Origin of the sequence: Streptomyces sp. NPDC090025 (assembly GCF_044748125.1) — a bacterium.
Classification (GTDB): domain Bacteria; phylum Actinomycetota; class Actinomycetes; order Streptomycetales; family Streptomycetaceae; genus Streptomyces.
In genome coordinates this window covers 588,229-606,957 of the sequence record NZ_JBIVFL010000001.1, presented here as the reverse complement: position 1 = coordinate 606,957, position 18,729 = coordinate 588,229, and the positions used below count along the sequence as shown (strand labels likewise).

Here is an 18,729-nt window from a genome sequence, read left to right as displayed (position 1 = left end):
GACACCACCGGCACGCCCGCCGCCGTCCCCCGGGCGGCCCACACCGCCGCCGACCAGCACAATGGGACGGGTGACCGACCTCGCCGCCTTCACCGCCCTGTTCACCCCCGAAGGGCAGGACCTGCTCGCCGCCGTGCGCGACTACGAACCCGCCAAGGAACTGGCGGTCGCGTCCCGGCTGCGCCGCGACCACCCCGCCGAACTGGTGTCGGCGGTGCTCGGCCAGGCCCGGCTGCGGCAGCGGGCGGTGGCGAAGTTCGGCGCCGAGGACGCGTACCGGATGTACTTCACGCCCAACGGCGTCGAGCAGTCCACCCGCGCCACCGTCGGCAGCCACCGGGCGGCCCGGCTCACGGCGCTCGGCGTGCGCAGCGTCGCCGACCTGTGCTCCGGCATCGGCGGCGACGCGCTCGCGCTCGCCCGCGCCGGGATCTCGGTGCTCGCCGTCGACCGCGACCCGCTGACCGCCGAGGCCGCCCGCGCCAACGCCGCCGCGCTCGGCCTCGCGGACCTGATCGAGGTGCGCTGCGCCGATGTCACCGAGATCGACACCAGCCCGTACGACGCCGTGTTCGTGGACCCGGCCCGGCGCGGCGGCCGGGGCAGGATCTTCGACCCCGAGGCGTACTCGCCGCCGCTGTCCTGGGCCGTCGAGGCGGCCCGCAAGGCGCCGCACGCGGCCCTGAAGATCGCGCCCGGCATCCCGCACGAGGCCGTGCCCGACGAGGCCGAGGCCGAGTGGATCTCCGACGGCGGGGACGTCAAGGAGGCCGTGCTCTGGTTCGGCACCGAACCCGGCGCCCGCCGCGCCACCCTGCTGCCCGGCGGCGCCAGTCTGACCGGCGGCACCCTGCCCGACCCCCGGGTCCGCCCGGTCGGCCGCTACCTGTACGAGCCCGACGGCGCGGTCATCCGGGCGCACCTGGTGGCCGAGGTCGCCGAGCAACTCGACGGCGGGCTGATCGACGAGACCATCGCGTACGTCACCGCCGACGAACTGCGCCCGACGCCGTACGCCGCCGCCTACGAGATCACCGACGAACTCCCCTTCAACCTCAAGCACTTGAAGGCACTGCTCCGGGAGCGGGAGATCGGCACGCTGACCGTGAAGAAGCGCGGCTCGGCGGTCGAACCCGAGGAGATCCGGCGGCGGGTGAAGCTCAAGGGCCCCAACGCGGCGACGGTGCTGCTCACTCGGGTCGCGGGGGCTCCGACGATGCTGATCGGGCAGCCGGCGGGACGGTGACCGGACCCGCCTCCGCGGCGGGCGCGGGCGCGGCCGGGCGGGCCGTCAGCCGGACCGCCAGACGGTAGTGGCCGACGGCCTTGGCGAGGCCGGTCAGACCCGTCACCCAGAGGATGAGCCCGGCACCGATCCCGTACACGACGAGCGGATAGCCGCCGTTGCCCGGGGTGGCGCGGGCCGGGGCCGCGAACGACGCCCACAGGCCCACCGCGCACAGCGCGAACGAGAGCAGCAGCCAGCGGACGCTCGCCCCCGGCGCGCGCAGCCGGGCGTCGGCCACCGGGTCCCGGTCGAGGGCGGCCCACTGGAGCAGCCGCTCGCGCGCGGTCCGGTCCCGGCCCAGGCCGCGCAGGGTCAGCCAGACCGCGGGCACCAGGACGGCGATCCCGACGGCGCCGGCGAAGATTCCGACGAGCATCTCGAACGGGTCGGCGACGCCTCCGCCGCCGACGCCCGCGAAACCCAGCCCGATCAGGCCCCAGCCGGTCTCCAGGAGCAGCAGCCAGGCCAGGAACAGCGCCATCCGGCCAGGACCGAGCAGCCGCCGCGCCAGCTCGTCCAGGGCCGCCGCCCGGTCGGCGAGCCGCGCCGCCCGGTCCGGCCAGACGGCGAACCCGGCGGGCGGCGGGGGCGGCGGCAGATCGGCGCGGCGCGGGGGGACGGGCGGAGCGGGCGGGACGGCGGGGTGGGACGGCATGGGGGCGAGCCTAACGAACGGGCGTTCAGGGCCGGTCGGGCGCCGGAGCCCCGCCGTCAACCGGCTCCGGACCCGGGCCCGCCGTCCGGCCCGTCCGGCTCCCTCGCCCGCTCCCGCAGCAGCGCCCGCTCCCGCTCGTTGCGGGTGAGTCCGGCCGCGCGCGCGAACTCCGCGCGGGCCTCCGCCGTGCGGCCGAGGCGGGCCAGCAGGTCGCCGCGGACGCTCGGCAGCAGGTGGTAGCGGGCCAGCCCGGGCGCCGCCGCGAGGGCGTCGACCAGGGCGAGGCCCGCCGCCGGGCCCTCGGCGCGGGAGACGGCGACCGCCCGGTTCAGCTCGACGACCGGCGAGGGCGCGACGGCGGCGAGCCGCCCGTACAGCGCGGCGATGGTGGCCCAGTCGGTGTCCTCGTACGCCGCCGCCCGCGCGTGACAGGCGGCGATGGCGGCCTGCAGCGCGTACGGCCCCGACGCCCCGCCGACCGCCACCGCGCGCTCCAGGGCGGCCAGGCCGCGCCGGGCCAGGAGCCGGTCCCACAGCGTGCGGTTCTGCGCGGCGAGCAGCACCGGCGCCCCGTCGGGCCCGGTCCGCGCCCGGGTCCTGGACGCCTGGAACTCCAGGAGCGCGGCGAGCCCGTGCGCCTCGCCCTCCTCGGGCATCAGCGCGGCGAGCAGCCGGGCGAGCCGGAGGGCGTCCTCGCACAGGGCGGGGCGCAGCAGGTCGTCGCCCGCGGTGGCGGCGTACCCCTCGTTGAATATCAGGTAGATGACTTCCAGGACGGAGCCGAGCCGGGCGGCCCGGTCCGCCCCGTACGGCACCTCGAAGGCGACGCCCGCCGTGGCGAGGGTCCGCTTCGCCCGGACGATCCGCTGGGCGACGGTCGGCTCGGGCACGAGGAAGGCGCGGGCGATCTCGTCCGTGCGCAGTCCGCCGACCAGGCGGAGGGTGAGCGCGGTGCGGGCCTCGGCGGAGAGCACCGGGTGGCAGGTGGTGAAGACGAGCCGCAGCACGTCGTCGTCGATGTCGCCGGGTCCCGAGGGCTCGGGGTCGTACGTCTCCTCGGTCAGCTCGCGGCCCGCCTCGGCGAGCTTGCGCGCGTACGTCTCGCGGCGGCGGACGAGGTCGACGGCGCGATGCTTGGCGGTGGCCGTCAGCCAGGCCCCCGGGCGGTCGGGGACGCCGGAGACCGGCCACTGCTCCAGGGCGGCGACCAGCGCGTCCTGGGCGATCTCCTCGGCGATGCCGAGGTCGCGGACGATGCGGGCCACGGTGGCGACGATCCGGGCGGACTCCATCCGGAAGACCGTCTCCAGGGTGGCCTCGGCGGAGACCTCACGGTGTGCCGTCACGCTTCACATCACAGCACACCGCACCGACAACGCCCCGCGGCCGCCGCCCGCCCTCCGGCCGCCTCAGGCGCCGGGGTTCTCGTCCACCTCACGGACCTCGAGGCCGACCACCCAGTTCTTCGGGTGCACCTCCAGGAACCGCTTCGCCCACTCGATCGCCTCGGCCCGGTCCTTGCACTGGAGCAGCGCGTACCCGCCAACGACCTCCTTGGTCTCGGTGAACGGGCCGTCGGTGTACGACAGCTTCCCGTCCTGCCAGGTGATCCGGGTCGACTCGCTGGTCGGCCGCAGCCCGGCGGTGTCCAGCATCACCCCGGCCTTGGTGATCTCCTCGAACAGCGCACCCATGCGCTGCTCGAAGCCGGGGTCGGCGGTCGACATGTCGATGGAGTTCTCCTCGATGCGCACGAGGGAGAGGTAGCGGGGCATGGTGACTCCTCGGAGTGGCTGCGACGACGGGGCCGTTCCCCGCCTTCCACTCATACGTCGATCGGGCCCCGCCCGTATCGACACCCCGCCGGAAAAAGTTTCGGACGGGGCCTAGAGGTAGTCCTCCAGGCGCGCCACCGTGAAGCCCTGTTCCTGGATGTGGCGGAGCATGTTGGCCGTCATCTGGGTCATCGTGCGGCCCTTGAGCTCGGACGGGCCGCGGAAGTGGGCCAGGATGATGTCGCCCGGGTGGAGCTTCCTGTCGCCGCGCTGGTACTGCATGTTCTGGATCTGCATGGACTCGCGCCACAGCACGATCGCGTCCGCCCCGCAGCTCTTCGCGGCCGCCCTGGTGCCCTCGTTCCAGTTGCCGTAGGGCGGGCGGAAGAGGCGGGGGCGCTTGCCGTACTCGGCGGTCAGCTTGTCCTGCTGGCCGCAGATCTCCCGGCGCTGGGCGTCCTGGGAGAGGGTGCGGAGGTTGGGGTGGGTCAGGGTGTGGTTGGCGACGCCGTGGCCCTGCTCGACCAGCGGCTTGAAGTAGCCGTAGTCGGCCCGTATCGCCGCGTCGGTGAGGAACATCGTCACCGGGATCTTGAGGTCCTTCATCATCGCGATGAACTCGGGGTCCTTCTCGGCCCCGTCGTCGATCGTGATGAAGACGACCTTGTCCTTCGTGGGGATGTCGCTGACCACCGGCACCTGGCCGCCCGCCGCCCGCGTCACCGGCTTCTTCGCGGGCGGGGCCGGCGGCTCGGCGAGGGGCTTCAGGCCCCACTTGCGGTACGCCGCCGCGCGCTGCTCCGCCGCCGAGTCGGGGGCCGCGGCACCGGCCGAGGAGGTCGCGGGACCGGCCTTCGGGGTGCCCGGGCCCGAGGCGGCCGGGGAGTCGGCGTCGGCCGCCGCGGTGCAGCCGGTGGCGAACAGGGCCACGGCGGTCAGCGCCGCCCACAGCGCGAGGGTCTTCTTCACGCGCTGTGGGATGCGCGAATCACTCGAAAGGTTGCTCGACCTACGGGGATTCGACGGATTCGACGGATTCGACCGACGCGAAGCGCCAGCGGTGCACCGGGCGCGTCAGCAGCGCCGCCTCCGGCTCCGGCAGTTCGGGCAGCTCCGCGTCGAGCCCTTCGGCCGTCTCCCACCAGGTGAGGACAAGGACCCGGTCCTGCGGCGCGGTGAAGGTCTCACGCCGCAGCGGGCCCGCCGTGCCGCCCGGCAGTTCCTGGGCGCGCGCCCAGGCCAGCAGCTCGTCGCCCCGGCCCTCGGCCGCCCGCGCCTCCCACATCAGCGTGACCCTCATCCGTACAGGTTCTCCTTGCTGATCTCGTGCACATGATCGTGGTCGTGCGCGTGCGCGTGGTCATGCGCGTGGCCGTGGCTGTCGCCCGGCACGTGCGACTCCGTCACCGGCAGCGAGGAGTCCGCCGAGAGCTCCAGGTCCGACGGCACCCGGTTGCGCGCCACCATCTCGGCGCCGAGCGCCGCCACCATCGCCCCGTTGTCGGTGCACAGGCCCGGCCGCGGCACCCGCAGCCGGATCCCGGCCCGCCCGCAGCGCTCCTCGGCCAGCGCCCGCAGCCGCGAGTTCGCGGCCACGCCGCCGCCGATCATCAGATGGTCGACGCCCTCGTCCTGGCAGGCCCGTACCGCCTTCCGGGTGAGCACGTCGACGACCGCCTCCTGGAAGGACGCGGCGACGTCCCGTACCGGCACCTCCTCGCCCGCGTTCCGCTTGGCCTCGATCCAGCGGGCCACTGCCGTCTTCAGACCGGAGAAGGAGAAGTCGTACGCCGGGTCCTTCGCGCCCGAAAGACCCCGCGGGAAGGCGATCGCCTTCGGGTCGCCCTCGCGGGCCAGCCGGTCGATCACCGGACCGCCCGGGAAGCCGAGGTCGAGCACCCGGGCGATCTTGTCGAACGCCTCGCCCGCCGCGTCGTCGATCGTCGCGCCCAGCGGACGCACGTCCGAGGTGATGTCCGAGGACAGCAGCAGCGAGGAGTGCCCGCCGGAGACCAGCAGCGCCATCGTCGGCTCCGGCAGCCTGCCGTGCTCCAGCTGGTCGACGCAGATGTGCGAGGCCAGGTGGTTCACGCCGTACAGCGGCTTGCCGAGCGCGTACGCGTACGCCTTCGCCGCCGACACCCCGACGAGCAGCGCGCCCGCCAGGCCGGGGCCCGCGGTGACGGCGATGCCGTCGAGGTCCTTCGCCGACACCCCGGCCTGCTTCAGGGCACGTTCGATCGTCGGGACCATGGCCTCCAGATGCGCCCGGGAGGCGATCTCGGGCACGACCCCGCCGAACCTGGCGTGGGTGTCGACGCTGGAGGCGACGGCGTCGGCGAGCAGCGTGGTGCCGTGCACGATGCCGACGCCGGTCTCGTCGCAGGAGGTCTCGATGCCGAGCACCAGCGGTTCGTCAGCAGCCATCAGTCAGTCTCTGTTCCTTGAACGGTCAGTCGCATCACGAGCGCGTCCACGTTGCCGGGCTGGTAGTAGCCCCGGCGGAAGCCGATGGGCTCGAAGCCGAAGCGCTCGTAGAGCTTCTGGGCCCGGGTGTTGTCCACGCGCACTTCGAGGAGCACCTCGTCGCACTCGAAGGCGGTGGCGGCCTGGAGGAGGTCGGTGAGCAGCCGGGCGCCGAGGCCGGTGCCCCACTGGTCGGCGGCGACGGCGATGGTCTGCACGTCGCCGAGGCCGCCGGCGGCGGCCAGGCCCGCGTAGCCGACGAGCCGCCCGTCGGCCGGGTCCTCGGCGACCACGTAGTGGCGGGTCGCGCGGGGGCCGCGGGCGTGCGCGAGCTCGGACCAGAACATCCCCTCGGACCAGGCGTCCTCGGGGAACAGCTGGTCCTCAAGGGTGAGCACCGGCGCGATGTCCCACCAGCGCATCGCCCTCAGCACCGCCGCCGACTCGGTCCTGGTCCGGTTCCCGGTCCCGGTCCCGGTCCTGGGCGGGGTGGCGGACACCGGACGCGCGTCGCCGCTCACGTCGGTGTGACCACCTTGTAGTTCTTCGGCACCTGCGCGTCGGGGCGGCGCAGATACATCGGCAGCGGCTCCAGGAAGCCGCCCGCCTCGCCCGCCGCCAGCTTCTCGGCCGCGAGGGCGGCGAGCGCGGCGGCCGACTGGTGCTCGGGGTCGCGGGCGTCCGGGAAGGCGTCCGGGTAGAGCCGCGCCCCGGCGCCGACCACCGGCAGCCCGGCCAGGCCCTCAGCGATGTCGGCGGGCCGGTCGACGGACGCGTCGGTCACCCGGGTGCGGGAGTTGTCGTACCGCGCCCAGTAGACCTCCTTGCGCCGCGCGTCGGTGGCGACGGCGAAGGGCTCGTCGAGGCCGGAGGCGTACGCGAGGCCGTCGAGGGTGCACAGACCGTGCACCGGCACCCCGAGCGCGGAGCCGAAGGTGGCGGCGGTGACCAGGCCGACCCGCAGGCCGGTGTACGGGCCGGGGCCGACGCCGACGACCAGGCCGGTCACCGCGTCGAGCGTCAGCCCGGCCTCCTTCAGGACCCGGTCGACGGCGGGCAGCAGCAGCTCCCCGTGACGGCGGGCGTCGACCTGGCCGGAGGCGGCGACGACGGACTCCCCGTCGTGCAGGGCGACGGTGACGGCGGGCGTGGCGGTATCCATGGCGAGCAAGAGCACGCGAACAGCCTACGGCGCCCGGCCGGGGGGTGCGGCGCCCGTGACGGGGGCGGCGGCGGTGCTACGGTCAGGCGGGTCAGCACCGATACGTACGTACGACAGAAGGTGGGCGCGCGGTGGCACGGAGCAGCTCGGGATTCGTGGCCGGGCTCACCGCGGCGGCGGTCGCCGCGGTCGGCTTCCTGGCCTACCAGGCCCAGGCCAGCGCCCCCAGCCCCGCCGAGCTCGCGGCCAAGCCCCGGACGCCGAGCACGGCGCCCTCGGCGGTGCCGAGCGGCAAGCCCAAGCCCGCGAAGGACCCGCTGCGGCTGCCGGTGGCCTCCGGCTCCGGCGAGCGCGTGGTGTACGCCCTGAAGGACCGCCGGGTGTGGCTGGTGAACGAGAAGAACCAGGTCACCCAGACCTTCACGGTGATGCCCAGCACGGTGTCGCCACCGCCCGGCGCGTACGCGGTGACCTCGCGCTCGGGTTCGGTGCGCGGTTCGGACGGCGTGCAGATCGAGCACGTGGTGCGGTTCGCGACGGTGCAGGACGTGTCGATCGGCTTCAGCGCGGCGGTGGACGGCTCGACGCCGAGCCCCGATCCGTCGAGGAAGACCGGCGGCATCCGGATGAAGCGCTCCGACGGCGACGCGATGTGGACCTTCGCGTCGATCGGCTCGAAGATCATCGTCGTCGCGTAGGACCGTACGCGCCCTCGGGCCGTACCAGCGCTCCCTCGGTCGGGTGACGTCAGGCGGCCGCGTCCCGCACCTGCTCCGGCTCCCCCGCCGGCTCCGGGGCGGACTCCGGGCGCTCGCGCGGCGGTGTCGAGACGGCGCTCGCGGCGGCGCAGGCGGCCAGCAGCTCGCTCATCGGGACCTTGTCCACCCGCTCGGCATCCGTCCGTTCGGCGTCGACCCGCTCGGCTCGCTCCGCCATGCCCGCCTCCCGTAGGTTAGGTACACCTAACCAGCTCCTCCCTCCATGTCATCACGGCGGGGAGCGTCGGCGCAACATTTTCCCGACAGCTTGTCGGAGAGTCGCCGCGGAAGCCTCCGGACGGCGGTCGGACCGGGCCGTCGGACCGAGCAGCCGGGCCGGGCCGCCGGACCACGATCGGCCCGGGCGGTCAGATCAGTTCGAGGTCCGCGTCCGCCCAGCGCGCGCCGATCCCGTTGAGCACCACCGTGCGCCGGTCGTCGTCGGTGTCGCCGACCACCCGGTGGATCAGTACGTGCAGCCGGTCGTCGGTCAGCTCCTCGACCTTGCCGTCGCCCCACTCCACGACCACCACCGACTCCGGCAGCGAGACGTCGAGGTCCAGGTCCTCCATCTCGTCGAGACCGCCGCCGAGCCGGTACGCGTCGACGTGGACGAGCGCCGGGCCGCCGCCGAGGTGCGGGTGCACCCGGGCGATCACGAAGGTCGGCGAGGTGACCGCGCCCCGCACGCCGAGGCCCTCGCCGAGGCCGCGGGTCAGGGTGGTCTTCCCGGCGCCCAGCTCGCCGGTGAGCATCACGAGGTCGCCGGGGCGCAGCAGCTTCGCGAGCCGTCGGCCGAGCTCCTGCATCCGCTCCGGGGAGTCGACGGCGAGGGTGGCCTGGATGTGCGGTGTGTCCATGTCCGCCAACCTATCGGCCCGCCAGGACCGGCCCGCTCAGGGAGTGCGCGAATCCGCCGTCTCGGGGTCGCGGCCGGGCCGCTCGGGGCCGGGGTGCGGGACCGCGCCGACCCGGGCGAGCAGGTCGGCGATCCGGTCGGTGACCGCCTCGGGGTGCTCCAGCATCACCAGGTGGCCCGCGTCGGGCACGATGACCAGCTCCGCGTCCGGCAGCAGATCGGCGATGGCCTCGGTGTGCGAGCTGGGGGTCACCAGGTCGCGGTCGCCCGCGAGGGCGAGCACCGGCAGCTCGCGGAAGGCGGCGAGGGCGGCGCCCTTGTCGTGCTCGGCGAACGCCGGGTAGAACTCCGCGACCACGTCGATCGGGGTGGACTCGATCATCCGCTCGGCGAACCGGACGACCGCCGGGTCCACGTCCTTCGACGAGAACGAGTACTTCTTGATCAGCCCGGCGAACAGGTCGGCAGTGGCCCGGCGGCCCCGCTCCACCAGCTCCGCCTGCGAGCCGAGCGCCTTCAGGACGCCGGGCAGCACCCGGCGGACCGCGTTGACCCCGGCCATCGGAAGGCCGTAGCTGACCTCGGCGAGCTTCCCGGCCGAGGTGCCGACGAAGCCGACCCCGACGACCCGGTCCCTGATCAGCTCGGGGTGGCGGTCGGCGAGCGCCATGATCGTCATGCCGCCCATGGAGTGCCCGATCAGGACCAGCGGCCCGTCCGGCGCGGCGGCGTCGAGGACGGCCTTCAGGTCCCGGCCGAGCTGGTCGATGGAGACCGGCACGCCGTCCGGACCGGCCTGGGCGACCCCCCGGTCGGAGCGGCCGTGGCTGCGCTGGTCCCAGTGGACGGTGCGGACCACCCCGCGCAGGGCGGCCCGCTGGAAGTGCCAGGAGTCCTGGTTGAGGCAGTAGCCGTGGCTGAAGACGACGGTGACCGGCGCCGGGGTCCTGCGGCCGAAGAGGCGGCGGCGCCGGGGCGCGGGCGCGGGGTCCTCGGCCTCGTCGACCTCGTAGTAGAGCGCGGTGCCGTCGTCGGCGACCGCCCGGCCCGGGGTGCCGCGCAGCGCGCCGTACGGGCCCTCGGAGTCGAGCGCGAGCCGCGCCTTCTCCCGTACCGAACGGCCCACCGTGAGCCGTTCGATCGCCACTCCGGCCGCGGCGCCCGCCGCGAGCACGCCTATCGCGGCACCGGCCCAGCCGGCCTTCCGCCAGGTGTCGTCGCCCACGGCCGTCCCTCTCCTGTCCGCTTCTCCGCTGTCCGCTTCTCCGCTGCCCGCTGACCGCTGACCGCTGACCGCGTCCGCTACTCGCCGACGTAGACGCGCGGCACGCGCGCGCCGATCCGGGTGACGATCTCGTACGCGATGGTGTCGGCGGCCACCGCCCAGTCCTGGGCCGTCGGCTCACCGCCGTCGCCGGGCCCGAACAGCACGGCCTGCGCGCCCGGCTCGGGCAGGTCGCCGTCGAGGTCGACGACGAACTGGTCCATGGCGATCCGTCCGGCGACGGTACGGACCCGGTCGCCGACCAGGACCGGGCCGCGGTTCGAGGCGTGCCGGGGGACGCCGTCGGCGTAGCCGAGCGGGATCAGGCCGAGGGTGGTCTCGTCCGGGGTGACGTACTGGTGCCCGTACGACACGCCGTGCCCGCCCGGCACCCGCTTGACCAGGGCGATGCTCGCCCGCAGCCGCATCACCGGGCGCAGGCCGAGCTCGGCGGAGGTGCCGAGGGCCGGGTCGGGCGACACGCCGTACATGGCGATGCCCGGGCGGACCAGGTCGAAGTGGGTCTCGGGGAGGGTGAGGGTCGCGGGCGAGTTGGCGATGTGCCGGACCTCGGGCTCGACGCCCGCCTTCTCCGCGAAGTCGAGCATCGAACGGAACACGTCGAGCTGCGCCGGGATCGAGGGGTGCCCGGGCTCGTCGGCGCACGCGAGGTGCGACCACAGGCCGGTGATCCGGACCAGGCCCTGGGCCTCGGCCTTCAGCGCCTCGCCGACCAGCTCGGGCCAGTCGGCGGGCTGACAGCCGTTGCGGCCGAGGCCGGTGTCGGCCTTGAGCTGGATCCTGGCCCTGCGGCCGGTGTCCCGGGCCGCCTCGGTGACCTCGCGCAGCGCCCACAGACCGCTGACCGTCATGTCGAGGTCGGCCTCGATGCCCTCGGCCCACGGGTCGCCGGGCGTCCACAGCCAGCACAGGATCCGCGGCTCGCGCAGTCCGGCGGCGCGCAGCGCGAGCGCCTCCTGCGGGGTCGCCGTGCCGATCCAGGTCGCGCCCGCGTCGACGGCGGCCTCGGCGCAGCGCACCGCGCCGTGGCCGTAGCCGTCGGCCTTGACCACGGCCATCACCTGGACGTGCGGCGCGACCCGGGTGCGCAGCGTGCGGATGTTCGCACGCAGCGCACCGAGGTCGATCTCGGCGTGGGCGCGGCGGGGCAGTGGTGTCTCAGTCATCGCGCACCAGTCTCTCAGGTGTCCGTGCGGGCCCCGCGTAGCGACCGCTGTCACCCATGTCACCAGGTCGCGTGTCAGCGCTCGGGGCGCTTGCCCCACACGTACACCCGGTCGCCCTTGCGCAGCACGCCCCACAGCTTCTTGGCGTGCGCGTAGCTCAGGTTCACGCAGCCGCGGCTGCCGGTGGGGGTGGCGATCTGCCCGTACACCGCGTGGAACGCCTGCCCGCCGTCGAAGAACTGCGAGAACGGCATCGGCGTGTCGTAGATGGTCGACCAGTGGTCCTTGTGCCGCCAGTAGACCTTGTGCCAGCCGGTACGGGTCCGGTAGCCCGCCCGGCCGCTGCGGACGTTGACGACGGCGTAGGTCAGCTTCCTGCCCTTCTGCACCCACATCAGCTCGCGGTCGAGGTCGACGCAGGCCACCGGGTAGGAGCGGACCGGGCACTTCCCGGCCGCGTTGGGGTTCTTGCGGGCGCCGAGCAGTTCGGCGCGGCCCCAGGTGGCGGGGCCCGCGTAGCCGTTGGCGGGCTTGATCTTCTCGCGCTGCTGGAAGGCGCGGATCGCCCTGCAGTCGGCCTTCGACTGCTTGCCGTCCACCTTCAGCCGCAGCAGCCGCTCGACCCGCCGCTGGTGCGGGCCCGCCTTGCCGGTGCAGGAGGCGCCGACGGCGCCGCGCGGCAGGTACTCGACGAGCTCGTCGCTCTGCTCCCGCCGGGGCACCGGATGCGGCACCTCGCCGTCCGGCGCGCTCTCGGCCTGGCTGGGCGGCAGCACCTGGTCGGGGGTGTCCAGCGGGTACTCGCCGCGGTCGCCGCCGGGCACCCCGGGGACGAGCTCCTCGGCGGCCGGGGCGGTGTCGGCGGACTCGGGTTCGGGCGCGGCGGCCGCGCCGGCCGGGCCGGTGGCGGGCAGCGCGAGCAGCAGCGCGGCGACCACGACGACGGCGGTACGGAAGCGGGGGTGGCGGGTGCCCGCACCCGCACCCGCACCGCTTCCGCTTCCGCTCCCGCTTCCGCTTCCGCTTCCGCTTCCGGCGCCGCTCCCGCTGCCGACTCCGTCGCTGATCCTGTTTCCGACTCTGTTTCTGATTCTGCGTCTGATCACGCGCTCATCCCATGCCGGTCGGCGCGCCCGCGCCTGCGGGGCGCCACCGGCGGAGCAACGGTTTCGCCCGGGTGGCGGCCCCGCGCTACGCCCGTACGTCCCGCCACGCCCCCGGCAGCGCCTCGGCCACATCTCCCGCCGTGATCGGGCGGGTGCCGCCGTCCGACGCGCGGCGGGCCGCGAGGCCGTGCAGGTACGCGGCGACCGATGCGGCCTCCAGGGCGGGCAGGCCCGCCGCGAGGAGCGCGCCCGCGAGGCCCGCGAGGACGTCGCCGCTGCCGGCCGTGGCCAGCCAGGGGGTGCCGGTCGGGTTGACCCGTACCGGGGCCGCCGGGTCGGGGTCGGCCACCAGCGTGGTGGAGCCCTTGAGCAGCACGGTCGCGCCGTAGCGGCCGGCCAGTTCGCGCACCGCCGCCAGGCGGCCCGCCTCGACCTCCGCCCGGGTGGTGCCGAGCAGCGCCGCCGCCTCGCCCGCGTGCGGGGTGAGCAGGGTGGGGGCGGTACGGGCCCGCACCGCGTCCGGGGTGAGTTCGCGCAGCCCGTCCGCGTCGACCAGGACCGGCACGTCGGCGGTCAGCAGGTGCTCCATGGCCACCGGCGCGTCCTCGCCGAGTCCGGGCCCGGCGACCCACGCCTGCACCCGGCCCGCGCCGCTCCAGGGCCCGGTGTGCACCAGGATCTCCGGGTGCGCGGCGACGACCTGTTCGCCGACCCGGCCCACGTACCGGACCGCGCCCGCCCCGCCCCGTACCGCACCGGCCACCGCCAGCACCGCCGCGCCCCGGTACCGGAGCGAGCCCGCGAGGATGCCGACGACCCCGCGCCGGTACTTGTCGCTCTCGGCGCCGGGCGCGGGCAGCCGCCGGGCCACGTCCTGGTGCTGGAGCGCCTCCAGGTCGGGCACGGAGGGCAGGGTGGCACCCAGGCCGATGTCGACGAGCCGCAGGGCGCCCGCGTACTCCCGCGCCGGGTCGATCAGCAGGCCCGGCTTGTAGGTGCCGAAGGTGACGGTGGCGTCGGCGCGCAGCGCCTCGCCGGTGACCTCGCCGGTGTCGGCGTCGACGCCGCTCGGCAGGTCGACGGCGACCACGACGGCGTCGGAGCCGCGGGCCGCCCGGGCCACCGGCACCGCGTCGGGGCGCAGCCCGCCGCGCCCGCCGATGCCGGTGATCCCGTCGAGCACCAGGTCGGCGCGGGCGAGCGCCTCGTACGGGTCGTCGTGGGCGCCGACCACCGTGCCGCCCGCCGCCCGCAGCGCGGCGAGGCCGCCCTCGTGGCACCGGGTGCCCAGCGGCACGGCGGTGACCCCGGCGCCGCGCCGGGCCAGCCGGGCGCCCGCGTACAGCGCGTCGCCGCCGTTGTCGCCGCTGCCGACGAGCAGCACGACCCGGGACCCGTACACCCGGCCGCGGCCGAGCAGTGCGCAGCAGGCGGCGGCGAGTCCGGCCGCCGCCCGTCGCATCAGGGCGCCGTCGGGCAGCCGGGCCATGAGGGCGGCCTCGGCGGCCCGTACGGTCTCCACGCGGTGAGCGGTTCGCATGGCATCAACCCTCGGCGATCACCACGGCCGACGCCACTCCCGCGTCGTGGCTGAGGGACACGTGCCAGTGCTTCACGCCGAGTTCGGCGGCGCGGGCGGCGACGGTGCCGCGCACCCGCAGCCGGGGCTGCCCGCTGTCCTCGACGTACACCTCGGCGTCCGTCCAGTGCAGGTTCCCGGGCGCGCCGAGGGCCTTGGCGAGGGCCTCCTTCGCGGCGAACCGCACCGCGAGGGACGCGGCCCCGCGGCGCTCGCCGCCGGGCCGCAGCAGCTCGCGCTCGACGAAGAGGCGCTGGAGCAGCCCCGGCGTCCGTTCCAGCGACGCGGCGAAGCGGTCGATCTCCGCCACGTCGATCCCCACCCCGATGATCATCTGTCCACTCACTCCACCGTCACGGATTTGGCCAGGTTGCGCGGCTGGTCGACCTCGTTGCCCCGGGCCGTCGCGAGTTCGCAGGCGAAGACCTGGAGCGGCACCGTGGAGACCAGCGGCTGCAACAGGGTAGGCGTGGCGGGGATCCGGAAGAGGTGGTCGGCGTACGGGACGACCGCCTCGTCGCCCTCCTCGGCGATCACGATCGTCCGGGCGCCCCGGGCCCTGATCTCCTGGATGTTGGAGACGATCTTGTCGTGCAGCACCGAACGGCCGCGCGGGGAGGGGACGATGACGACCACCGGCAGGTCGTCCTCGACGAGCGCGATCGGCCCGTGCTTCAGCTCGCCCGCCGCGAAGCCCTCGGCGTGCATGTACGCGAGTTCCTTCAGCTTCAGCGCGCCTTCGAGGGCCACCGGGTAGCCGACGTGGCGGCCGAGGAAGAGCACGGTGTTCTTGTGGGCGAGGGAGCGGGCCAGGGCCCGTACCGGCTCCATGGTCTCCAGGACCCGTTCCACCTCGTCGGCGATGCGGGCGAGTTCGCGGACGACGGCGTGGATCTCGTCGCCCCACTTGGTGCCGCGCACCTGGCCGAGGTAGAGCGCGAGCAGGTAGCAGGCGACGAGCTGGGTGAGGAACGCCTTGGTGGAGGCGACGGCGACCTCGGGTCCCGCGTGGGTGTAGAGGACGGCGTCGGACTCGCGGGGGATCGTGGAGCCGTTGGTGTTGCAGACGGCGAGCACCTTGGCGCCCTGCTCGCGGGCGTGCCGCAGCGCCATCAGGGTGTCCATGGTCTCGCCGGACTGGGAGATCGCGATGACGAGGGTGCGCTGGCCGAGGATCGGGTCGCGGTAGCGGAACTCGCTGGCGAGCTCGACCTCGCAGGGGATCCGGGTCCAGTGCTCGATGGCGTACTTGGCGATGAGTCCGGCGTGGAAGGCGGTGCCGCAGGCGACGATCACGATCTTGTCGGCCTCGCGGAGCACGGCGTCCGGGATGCGCACCTCGTCGAGCCGGAGCCGGCCGTCGGCGCCGATCCGGCCGAGCAGGGTGTCGGCGACCGCCTTGGGCTGCTCGGCGATCTCCTTGAGCATGAAGGAGGCGTAGCCGCCCTTCTCGGCGGCGGAGGCGTCCCAGTCGACGTGGAACGCGCGTACGTCGGCGGGCGCGCCGTCGAAGTCGGTGACGGTGACACCCTCGCGGGTGAGTTCGACGACCTGGTCCTGGCCGAGTTCGATGGCGGACCGGGTGTGCGCGATGAAGGCGGCGACGTCGGAGGCGAGGAAGTTCTCGCCCTCGCCGACGCCGACCACGAGCGGCGAGTTGCGGCGGGCGCCGACGACCACGTCGGGCTGGTCGGCGTGCACCGCGACCAGCGTGAACGCCCCGTCGAGGCGCTTGCAGACCAGCCGCATGGCCTCCGCGAGGTCCTCGGCGGAGGAGAACTCCTCGGCGAGCAGATGGGCCACGACCTCGGTGTCCGTCTCGGACTCCAGGTCGTGGCCCCGGTCGGCGAGTTCGGCGCGCAGGGCGGCGAAGTTCTCGATGATGCCGTTGTGGACGACGGCGACCCGGCCCGCGTTGTCGAGGTGCGGGTGGGCGTTGGCGTCGGTGGGCCCGCCGTGGGTGGCCCACCGGGTGTGCCCGATGCCGGTGGACCCGCCGGCGAGCGGCCGGTCCACCAGTTCCTTCTCCAGATTGACCAGTTTCCCGGCCTTCTTGGCGGCGGCGAGACCCCCGTCGGCGAGCACGGCGACCCCCGCCGAGTCGTAGCCCCGGTACTCCAGCCGCTTGAGCCCTGCGATCACCACTTCGAGCGCCGACTGACCGCCGACGTAGCCCACGATTCCGCACATGCTCCGCAGCCTACGACCGAACCCGGCGCGGGAGCCGGAGTCAGCGCAGCTTGGCCGACTGCGCGTCGACGACGGCCTTCGGGAGCTCCTTGACCTCACCGGCCAGGCTCATGGTGGCGAAGCCCGCGAGGTTGTTGCCCTTGCGGACGACGACCAGGTTGGTGACGAACGGCTCGCCCTCCATGTCGCTGGTGACGGTCCAGGCCAGGGCCTCGTCACCGGCGGTCAGGGTGGCCGGGGCGACCTTGGAGACCTTGGTCTTGGAGCCGCTGGAGTTGAGCGTGAAGCCGCCCGCGCAGTCGGTGCCGGCCGTCTTGAGCGAGGCGAACGCCTGCTGGGCGCCCTCGCCCGCGTACGAGCCGAGCGTCACCGAGGTGATCGGCGCGCCGAGCGCGCCCATCGCGTCCGCGGCGGAGCCCGTCTTGGTGGGGATCTCGATCACCTTGCGGACGACGCTGGCGCCGGGGGTGCCCGGCGCGACCCAGGACATCGCCTGGGCGAGCGGCTGGCAGACGGGCTTGTCGGCGCTGACGTCACCGGGGTTCAGGATGTCGGCGGGCTTGGCCTTCTCCACCCGGTGGCCCTTGAGGTCCGCCGGCCCGACGACGAGCTTGTCCAGCTCGGCCGCCGAGAGCGCCTTCACGTCGGGCTTGGCGGCGGCGGACGCCGACGCGTCGGCCTTGCCGCTGTCGTCGGTCTTCTTGTCCTCGGCCCCGCCGCAGGCGGTGAGCGCGAGGGCGAGGGAGGCGACGGCGACGGTGGCACCGGCGTGACGAAGGGCACGGACTCTCATGGGGTGGAACTCTCTTTCGACCACGTTCTTGACTGTGCTTTTACTGAGCGAACCCTATGGGCGCAGGTGGGAGGGCCCGGCAGAAACCGGCGCTCCGGTATCGAACCGCAACCCCGGCCCCGGCGAATCGACGAGATTGGGCCGTTTCATCCGCATGTCGATGGTGGACCGAGGCCCCATGACCGTGCGAGGGCCCGTGGTAGTTTCCTCAGCCTTGCGTCGCAATTCGACCGTCAACAGATGCGGCGAAATAGTGCCACTTCCGACATTAGACCGGAGTGTCCGATTCAGCTTCGCCGGACGTCAGCATTCCCCAGGAGTGGACCGCCATTTCCACGACGACACAACACGCCGCCACGGCCGGCATATCCACCGGCCCCGCCGCGTCCATGTCCGCCCGCCCGCCCGCCACCCGGTGGTCCCAGGACGCCCCTTGGGACCTGCCGGTCGGCGGAACCCGCGTCGACTCACTCACCGGACTGCGCTGGTTCGCCGCTTTCGGGGTGTTCCTCTTCCACGCCAGGGACTACTTCCGCGAGATCCCCTGGGCCGAGGCATTCGCCACCATCGGATATGAGGGCGTCCCCTTCTTCTTCATTCTGTCCGGATTCGTCATGACCTGGGTGGCGCGCCCTTCGGACACCGCCAAGAATTACTACCTGCGGCGTTTCGCCCGGATCTGGCCGCTGCTCGCCGTCACGACGGTGGGGACGGTGCTGCTGATGAAACTGTGGTGGCACACCCCGGTCTCCGGTCAGGACATCGTCTGGACCCTCACCTTCAGCCAGGCGTGGACCACCGGCCATTTCATGACGATGAACGTCGTCACCTGGACGCTGTCCGTCGAGGCGTTCTTCTACCTCGCCTTTCCGCTGATCCTGCCGATCCTGCTGCGCCGCTCCGCCGCCACCCTCGCCCTGCTCGGCGTGGTCTGCGTCGGCCTCACCGCGGCGACCCGGGTGGCCGTCGGCCTCCTCCACCACCCGGCGGAGACCGAGCGCCTGCTGGTCGCGTCGCCGCTGGCCCTGACCCCGATGTTCGTGCTCGGCGTCTGCGCGGGCCTGCTGGTCCGGCGCGGCCTGCGCCCGCCGGCCGGGGTCGGCATCGCCGCGACCCTCACCGCAGGAACGGTTCTTCTCTGCTGGTTCTGGACCCGGCACCCCGACGCGGTCCCCTACCTGCGGGGCGAGTTCGGCTCTTTCGACGCCGTCCTCATGCCGGTCTTCGCGCTCCTCATCGCCACCGCCGCCCTCAGCGACCTCCGCGGCACCCGTTCCCCGCTGCGGTCCCGCCCGCTGGTGAAGCTCGGCGAGTGGTCCTTCGCGTACTACCTCTGCCACGTGATCGTCCTGGACGTCTTCGCCCGGCTCGACCTCGGCCCCGGCCCCGGTCTCGTGCGCGACACCGTGGAGATGACCACCGCCGCGCTCGCCGCGCTGGTCGTCGCCGCCCTGCTGCACGAATGCGTCGAGAAGCCGGCCGACCGCCTGCTGCGCCGGGTCCTGCTGCCCCGACGGCCCTCCCGGCGATCCTCCACACCGACCACCTGACGGACACTCGCACTTCAGTTCGGCGCCATCGGGGGTTGGGCCACCCGCCCGGACCACCGAGCACGCTCATCCCTTTGACCTCCTGGCCTCGGACAGG

General features: G+C 74.0%; 20 protein-coding genes. 3 read left to right on the top strand and 17 right to left on the bottom strand.

Annotated features, from left to right (window positions below; translation table 11 throughout):
- Positions 1-61: 61 nt before the first annotated feature.
- The gene (locus ACIPXM_RS02970; protein ID WP_401651245.1) at positions 62-1,246 is read left to right on the top strand and encodes a methyltransferase domain-containing protein; all 1,185 of its coding nucleotides are present in this window, start codon (positions 62-64) and stop codon (positions 1,244-1,246) included.
- On the opposite strand, the gene ACIPXM_RS02965 is transcribed toward ACIPXM_RS02970, so the two are convergent.
- The 8 genes from ACIPXM_RS02965 to tsaB form a co-directional block, all read right to left on the bottom strand.
- On the bottom strand, positions 1,191-1,943 hold the full coding sequence (locus ACIPXM_RS02965; protein ID WP_401651242.1) for a hypothetical protein: 753 nt from the start codon (positions 1,941-1,943) through the stop codon (positions 1,191-1,193). The two genes, ACIPXM_RS02970 and ACIPXM_RS02965, sit on opposite strands and share 56 nt — an antisense overlap.
- A 56-nt stretch (positions 1,944-1,999) precedes the next feature.
- Complete coding sequence (locus ACIPXM_RS02960; RefSeq protein WP_401652467.1) at positions 2,000-3,235, bottom strand: RNA polymerase sigma factor; 1,236 nt, start codon at positions 3,233-3,235, stop codon at positions 2,000-2,002.
- Positions 3,236-3,352: 117 nt separating this feature from the next.
- Complete coding sequence (locus tag ACIPXM_RS02955; RefSeq protein ID WP_401651239.1) at positions 3,353-3,718, bottom strand: YciI family protein; 366 nt, start codon at positions 3,716-3,718, stop codon at positions 3,353-3,355.
- A gap of 111 nt (positions 3,719-3,829) precedes the next feature.
- Positions 3,830-4,687, bottom strand: coding sequence for a polysaccharide deacetylase family protein (locus tag ACIPXM_RS02950; protein WP_401651236.1), 858 nt, complete (start codon positions 4,685-4,687; stop codon positions 3,830-3,832).
- 40 nt (positions 4,688-4,727) lie between these two features.
- Positions 4,728-5,018, bottom strand: coding sequence for a hypothetical protein (locus ACIPXM_RS02945; protein ID WP_401651234.1), 291 nt, complete (start codon positions 5,016-5,018; stop codon positions 4,728-4,730).
- Entirely contained in the window at positions 5,015-6,145 is a 1,131-nt protein-coding gene (gene tsaD / locus ACIPXM_RS02940) for a tRNA (adenosine(37)-N6)-threonylcarbamoyltransferase complex transferase subunit TsaD (protein ID WP_401651232.1), read from the bottom strand. The genes ACIPXM_RS02945 and tsaD overlap by 4 nt, the downstream gene beginning before the upstream one ends.
- Complete coding sequence (gene rimI / locus ACIPXM_RS02935; RefSeq protein ID WP_401652466.1) at positions 6,145-6,606, bottom strand: ribosomal protein S18-alanine N-acetyltransferase; 462 nt, start codon at positions 6,604-6,606, stop codon at positions 6,145-6,147. Before rimI ends, tsaD begins: the two co-directional genes overlap by 1 nt.
- Before the next feature lie 95 nt (positions 6,607-6,701).
- Positions 6,702-7,361, bottom strand: coding sequence for a tRNA (adenosine(37)-N6)-threonylcarbamoyltransferase complex dimerization subunit type 1 TsaB (gene tsaB / locus ACIPXM_RS02930; RefSeq protein ID WP_401651229.1), 660 nt, complete (start codon positions 7,359-7,361; stop codon positions 6,702-6,704).
- Positions 7,362-7,477: 116 nt separating this feature from the next.
- On the opposite strand from tsaB, the gene ACIPXM_RS02925 reads away from it, so the two are divergent.
- The gene (locus ACIPXM_RS02925; RefSeq protein WP_401651227.1) at positions 7,478-8,044 is read left to right on the top strand and encodes a hypothetical protein; all 567 of its coding nucleotides are present in this window, start codon (positions 7,478-7,480) and stop codon (positions 8,042-8,044) included.
- 49 nt (positions 8,045-8,093) lie between these two features.
- Here ACIPXM_RS02925 and ACIPXM_RS02920 read toward each other — a convergent pair whose 3' ends face one another.
- The 9 genes from ACIPXM_RS02920 to ACIPXM_RS02880 form a co-directional block, all read right to left on the bottom strand.
- Complete coding sequence (locus ACIPXM_RS02920) at positions 8,094-8,282, bottom strand: hypothetical protein (protein WP_401651224.1); 189 nt, start codon at positions 8,280-8,282, stop codon at positions 8,094-8,096.
- Positions 8,283-8,472: 190 nt separating this feature from the next.
- Positions 8,473-8,964 (bottom strand): tRNA (adenosine(37)-N6)-threonylcarbamoyltransferase complex ATPase subunit type 1 TsaE, encoded by a 492-nt coding sequence (gene tsaE / locus ACIPXM_RS02915; protein ID WP_401651221.1) that lies wholly within the window; start codon positions 8,962-8,964, stop codon positions 8,473-8,475.
- Between the two features lie 36 nt (positions 8,965-9,000).
- Entirely contained in the window at positions 9,001-10,188 is a 1,188-nt protein-coding gene (locus ACIPXM_RS02910; RefSeq protein WP_401651217.1) for an alpha/beta fold hydrolase, read from the bottom strand.
- Positions 10,189-10,265: 77 nt separating this feature from the next.
- A complete protein-coding gene (gene alr, locus ACIPXM_RS02905) occupies positions 10,266-11,414 on the bottom strand; it encodes an alanine racemase (RefSeq protein ID WP_401651214.1) in 1,149 nt (382 codons plus the stop codon).
- 74 nt (positions 11,415-11,488) lie between these two features.
- Entirely contained in the window at positions 11,489-12,352 is an 864-nt protein-coding gene (locus ACIPXM_RS02900) for a L,D-transpeptidase family protein (protein ID WP_401651212.1), read from the bottom strand.
- A gap of 253 nt (positions 12,353-12,605) precedes the next feature.
- Complete coding sequence (locus tag ACIPXM_RS02895; protein ID WP_401651209.1) at positions 12,606-14,060, bottom strand: NAD(P)H-hydrate dehydratase; 1,455 nt, start codon at positions 14,058-14,060, stop codon at positions 12,606-12,608.
- 4 nt (positions 14,061-14,064) lie between these two features.
- Positions 14,065-14,433 (bottom strand): holo-ACP synthase, encoded by a 369-nt coding sequence (locus ACIPXM_RS02890; protein WP_401651205.1) that lies wholly within the window; start codon positions 14,431-14,433, stop codon positions 14,065-14,067.
- A gap of 8 nt (positions 14,434-14,441) precedes the next feature.
- Complete coding sequence (gene glmS, locus ACIPXM_RS02885) at positions 14,442-16,289, bottom strand: glutamine--fructose-6-phosphate transaminase (isomerizing) (RefSeq protein ID WP_401651202.1); 1,848 nt, start codon at positions 16,287-16,289, stop codon at positions 14,442-14,444.
- Positions 16,290-16,329: 40 nt separating this feature from the next.
- Positions 16,330-17,082, bottom strand: coding sequence for a hypothetical protein (locus ACIPXM_RS02880; protein ID WP_401651199.1), 753 nt, complete (start codon positions 17,080-17,082; stop codon positions 16,330-16,332).
- Positions 17,083-17,360: 278 nt separating this feature from the next.
- On the opposite strand from ACIPXM_RS02880, the gene ACIPXM_RS02875 reads away from it, so the two are divergent.
- Positions 17,361-18,632, top strand: a complete 1,272-nt coding sequence (locus ACIPXM_RS02875) for an acyltransferase family protein (protein WP_401651196.1) — start codon at positions 17,361-17,363, stop codon at positions 18,630-18,632.
- The last annotated feature ends 97 nt before the right edge of the window (positions 18,633-18,729 follow it).

Excerpts from the sequence above, each read along its gene's own strand:
- tsaD (WP_401651232.1), bottom strand. The coding sequence starts at position 6,145 with ATGGCTGCTGACGAACCGCTGGTGCTCGGCATCGAGACCTCCTGCGAC.
- tsaE (WP_401651221.1), bottom strand. The coding sequence starts at position 8,964 with ATGGACACACCGCACATCCAGGCCACCCTCGCCGTCGACTCCCCGGAG.
- ACIPXM_RS02965 (WP_401651242.1), bottom strand. The coding sequence starts at position 1,943 with ATGCCGTCCCACCCCGCCGTCCCGCCCGCTCCGCCCGTCCCCCCGCGC.
- ACIPXM_RS02920 (WP_401651224.1), bottom strand. The coding sequence starts at position 8,282 with ATGGCGGAGCGAGCCGAGCGGGTCGACGCCGAACGGACGGATGCCGAG.
- ACIPXM_RS02970 (WP_401651245.1), top strand. The coding sequence starts at position 62 with ATGGGACGGGTGACCGACCTCGCCGCCTTCACCGCCCTGTTCACCCCC.
- rimI (WP_401652466.1), bottom strand. The coding sequence starts at position 6,606 with ATGCGCTGGTGGGACATCGCGCCGGTGCTCACCCTTGAGGACCAGCTG.
- ACIPXM_RS02890 (WP_401651205.1), bottom strand. The coding sequence starts at position 14,433 with ATGATCATCGGGGTGGGGATCGACGTGGCGGAGATCGACCGCTTCGCC.
- glmS (WP_401651202.1), bottom strand. The coding sequence starts at position 16,289 with ATGTGCGGAATCGTGGGCTACGTCGGCGGTCAGTCGGCGCTCGAAGTG.
- ACIPXM_RS02960 (WP_401652467.1), bottom strand. The coding sequence starts at position 3,235 with ATGGAGTCCGCCCGGATCGTCGCCACCGTGGCCCGCATCGTCCGCGAC.
- ACIPXM_RS02955 (WP_401651239.1), bottom strand. The coding sequence starts at position 3,718 with ATGCCCCGCTACCTCTCCCTCGTGCGCATCGAGGAGAACTCCATCGAC.
- ACIPXM_RS02945 (WP_401651234.1), bottom strand. The coding sequence starts at position 5,018 with ATGAGGGTCACGCTGATGTGGGAGGCGCGGGCGGCCGAGGGCCGGGGC.
- ACIPXM_RS02880 (WP_401651199.1), bottom strand. The coding sequence starts at position 17,082 with ATGAGAGTCCGTGCCCTTCGTCACGCCGGTGCCACCGTCGCCGTCGCC.
- alr (WP_401651214.1), bottom strand. The coding sequence starts at position 11,414 with ATGACTGAGACACCACTGCCCCGCCGCGCCCACGCCGAGATCGACCTC.
- ACIPXM_RS02895 (WP_401651209.1), bottom strand. The coding sequence starts at position 14,060 with ATGCGAACCGCTCACCGCGTGGAGACCGTACGGGCCGCCGAGGCCGCC.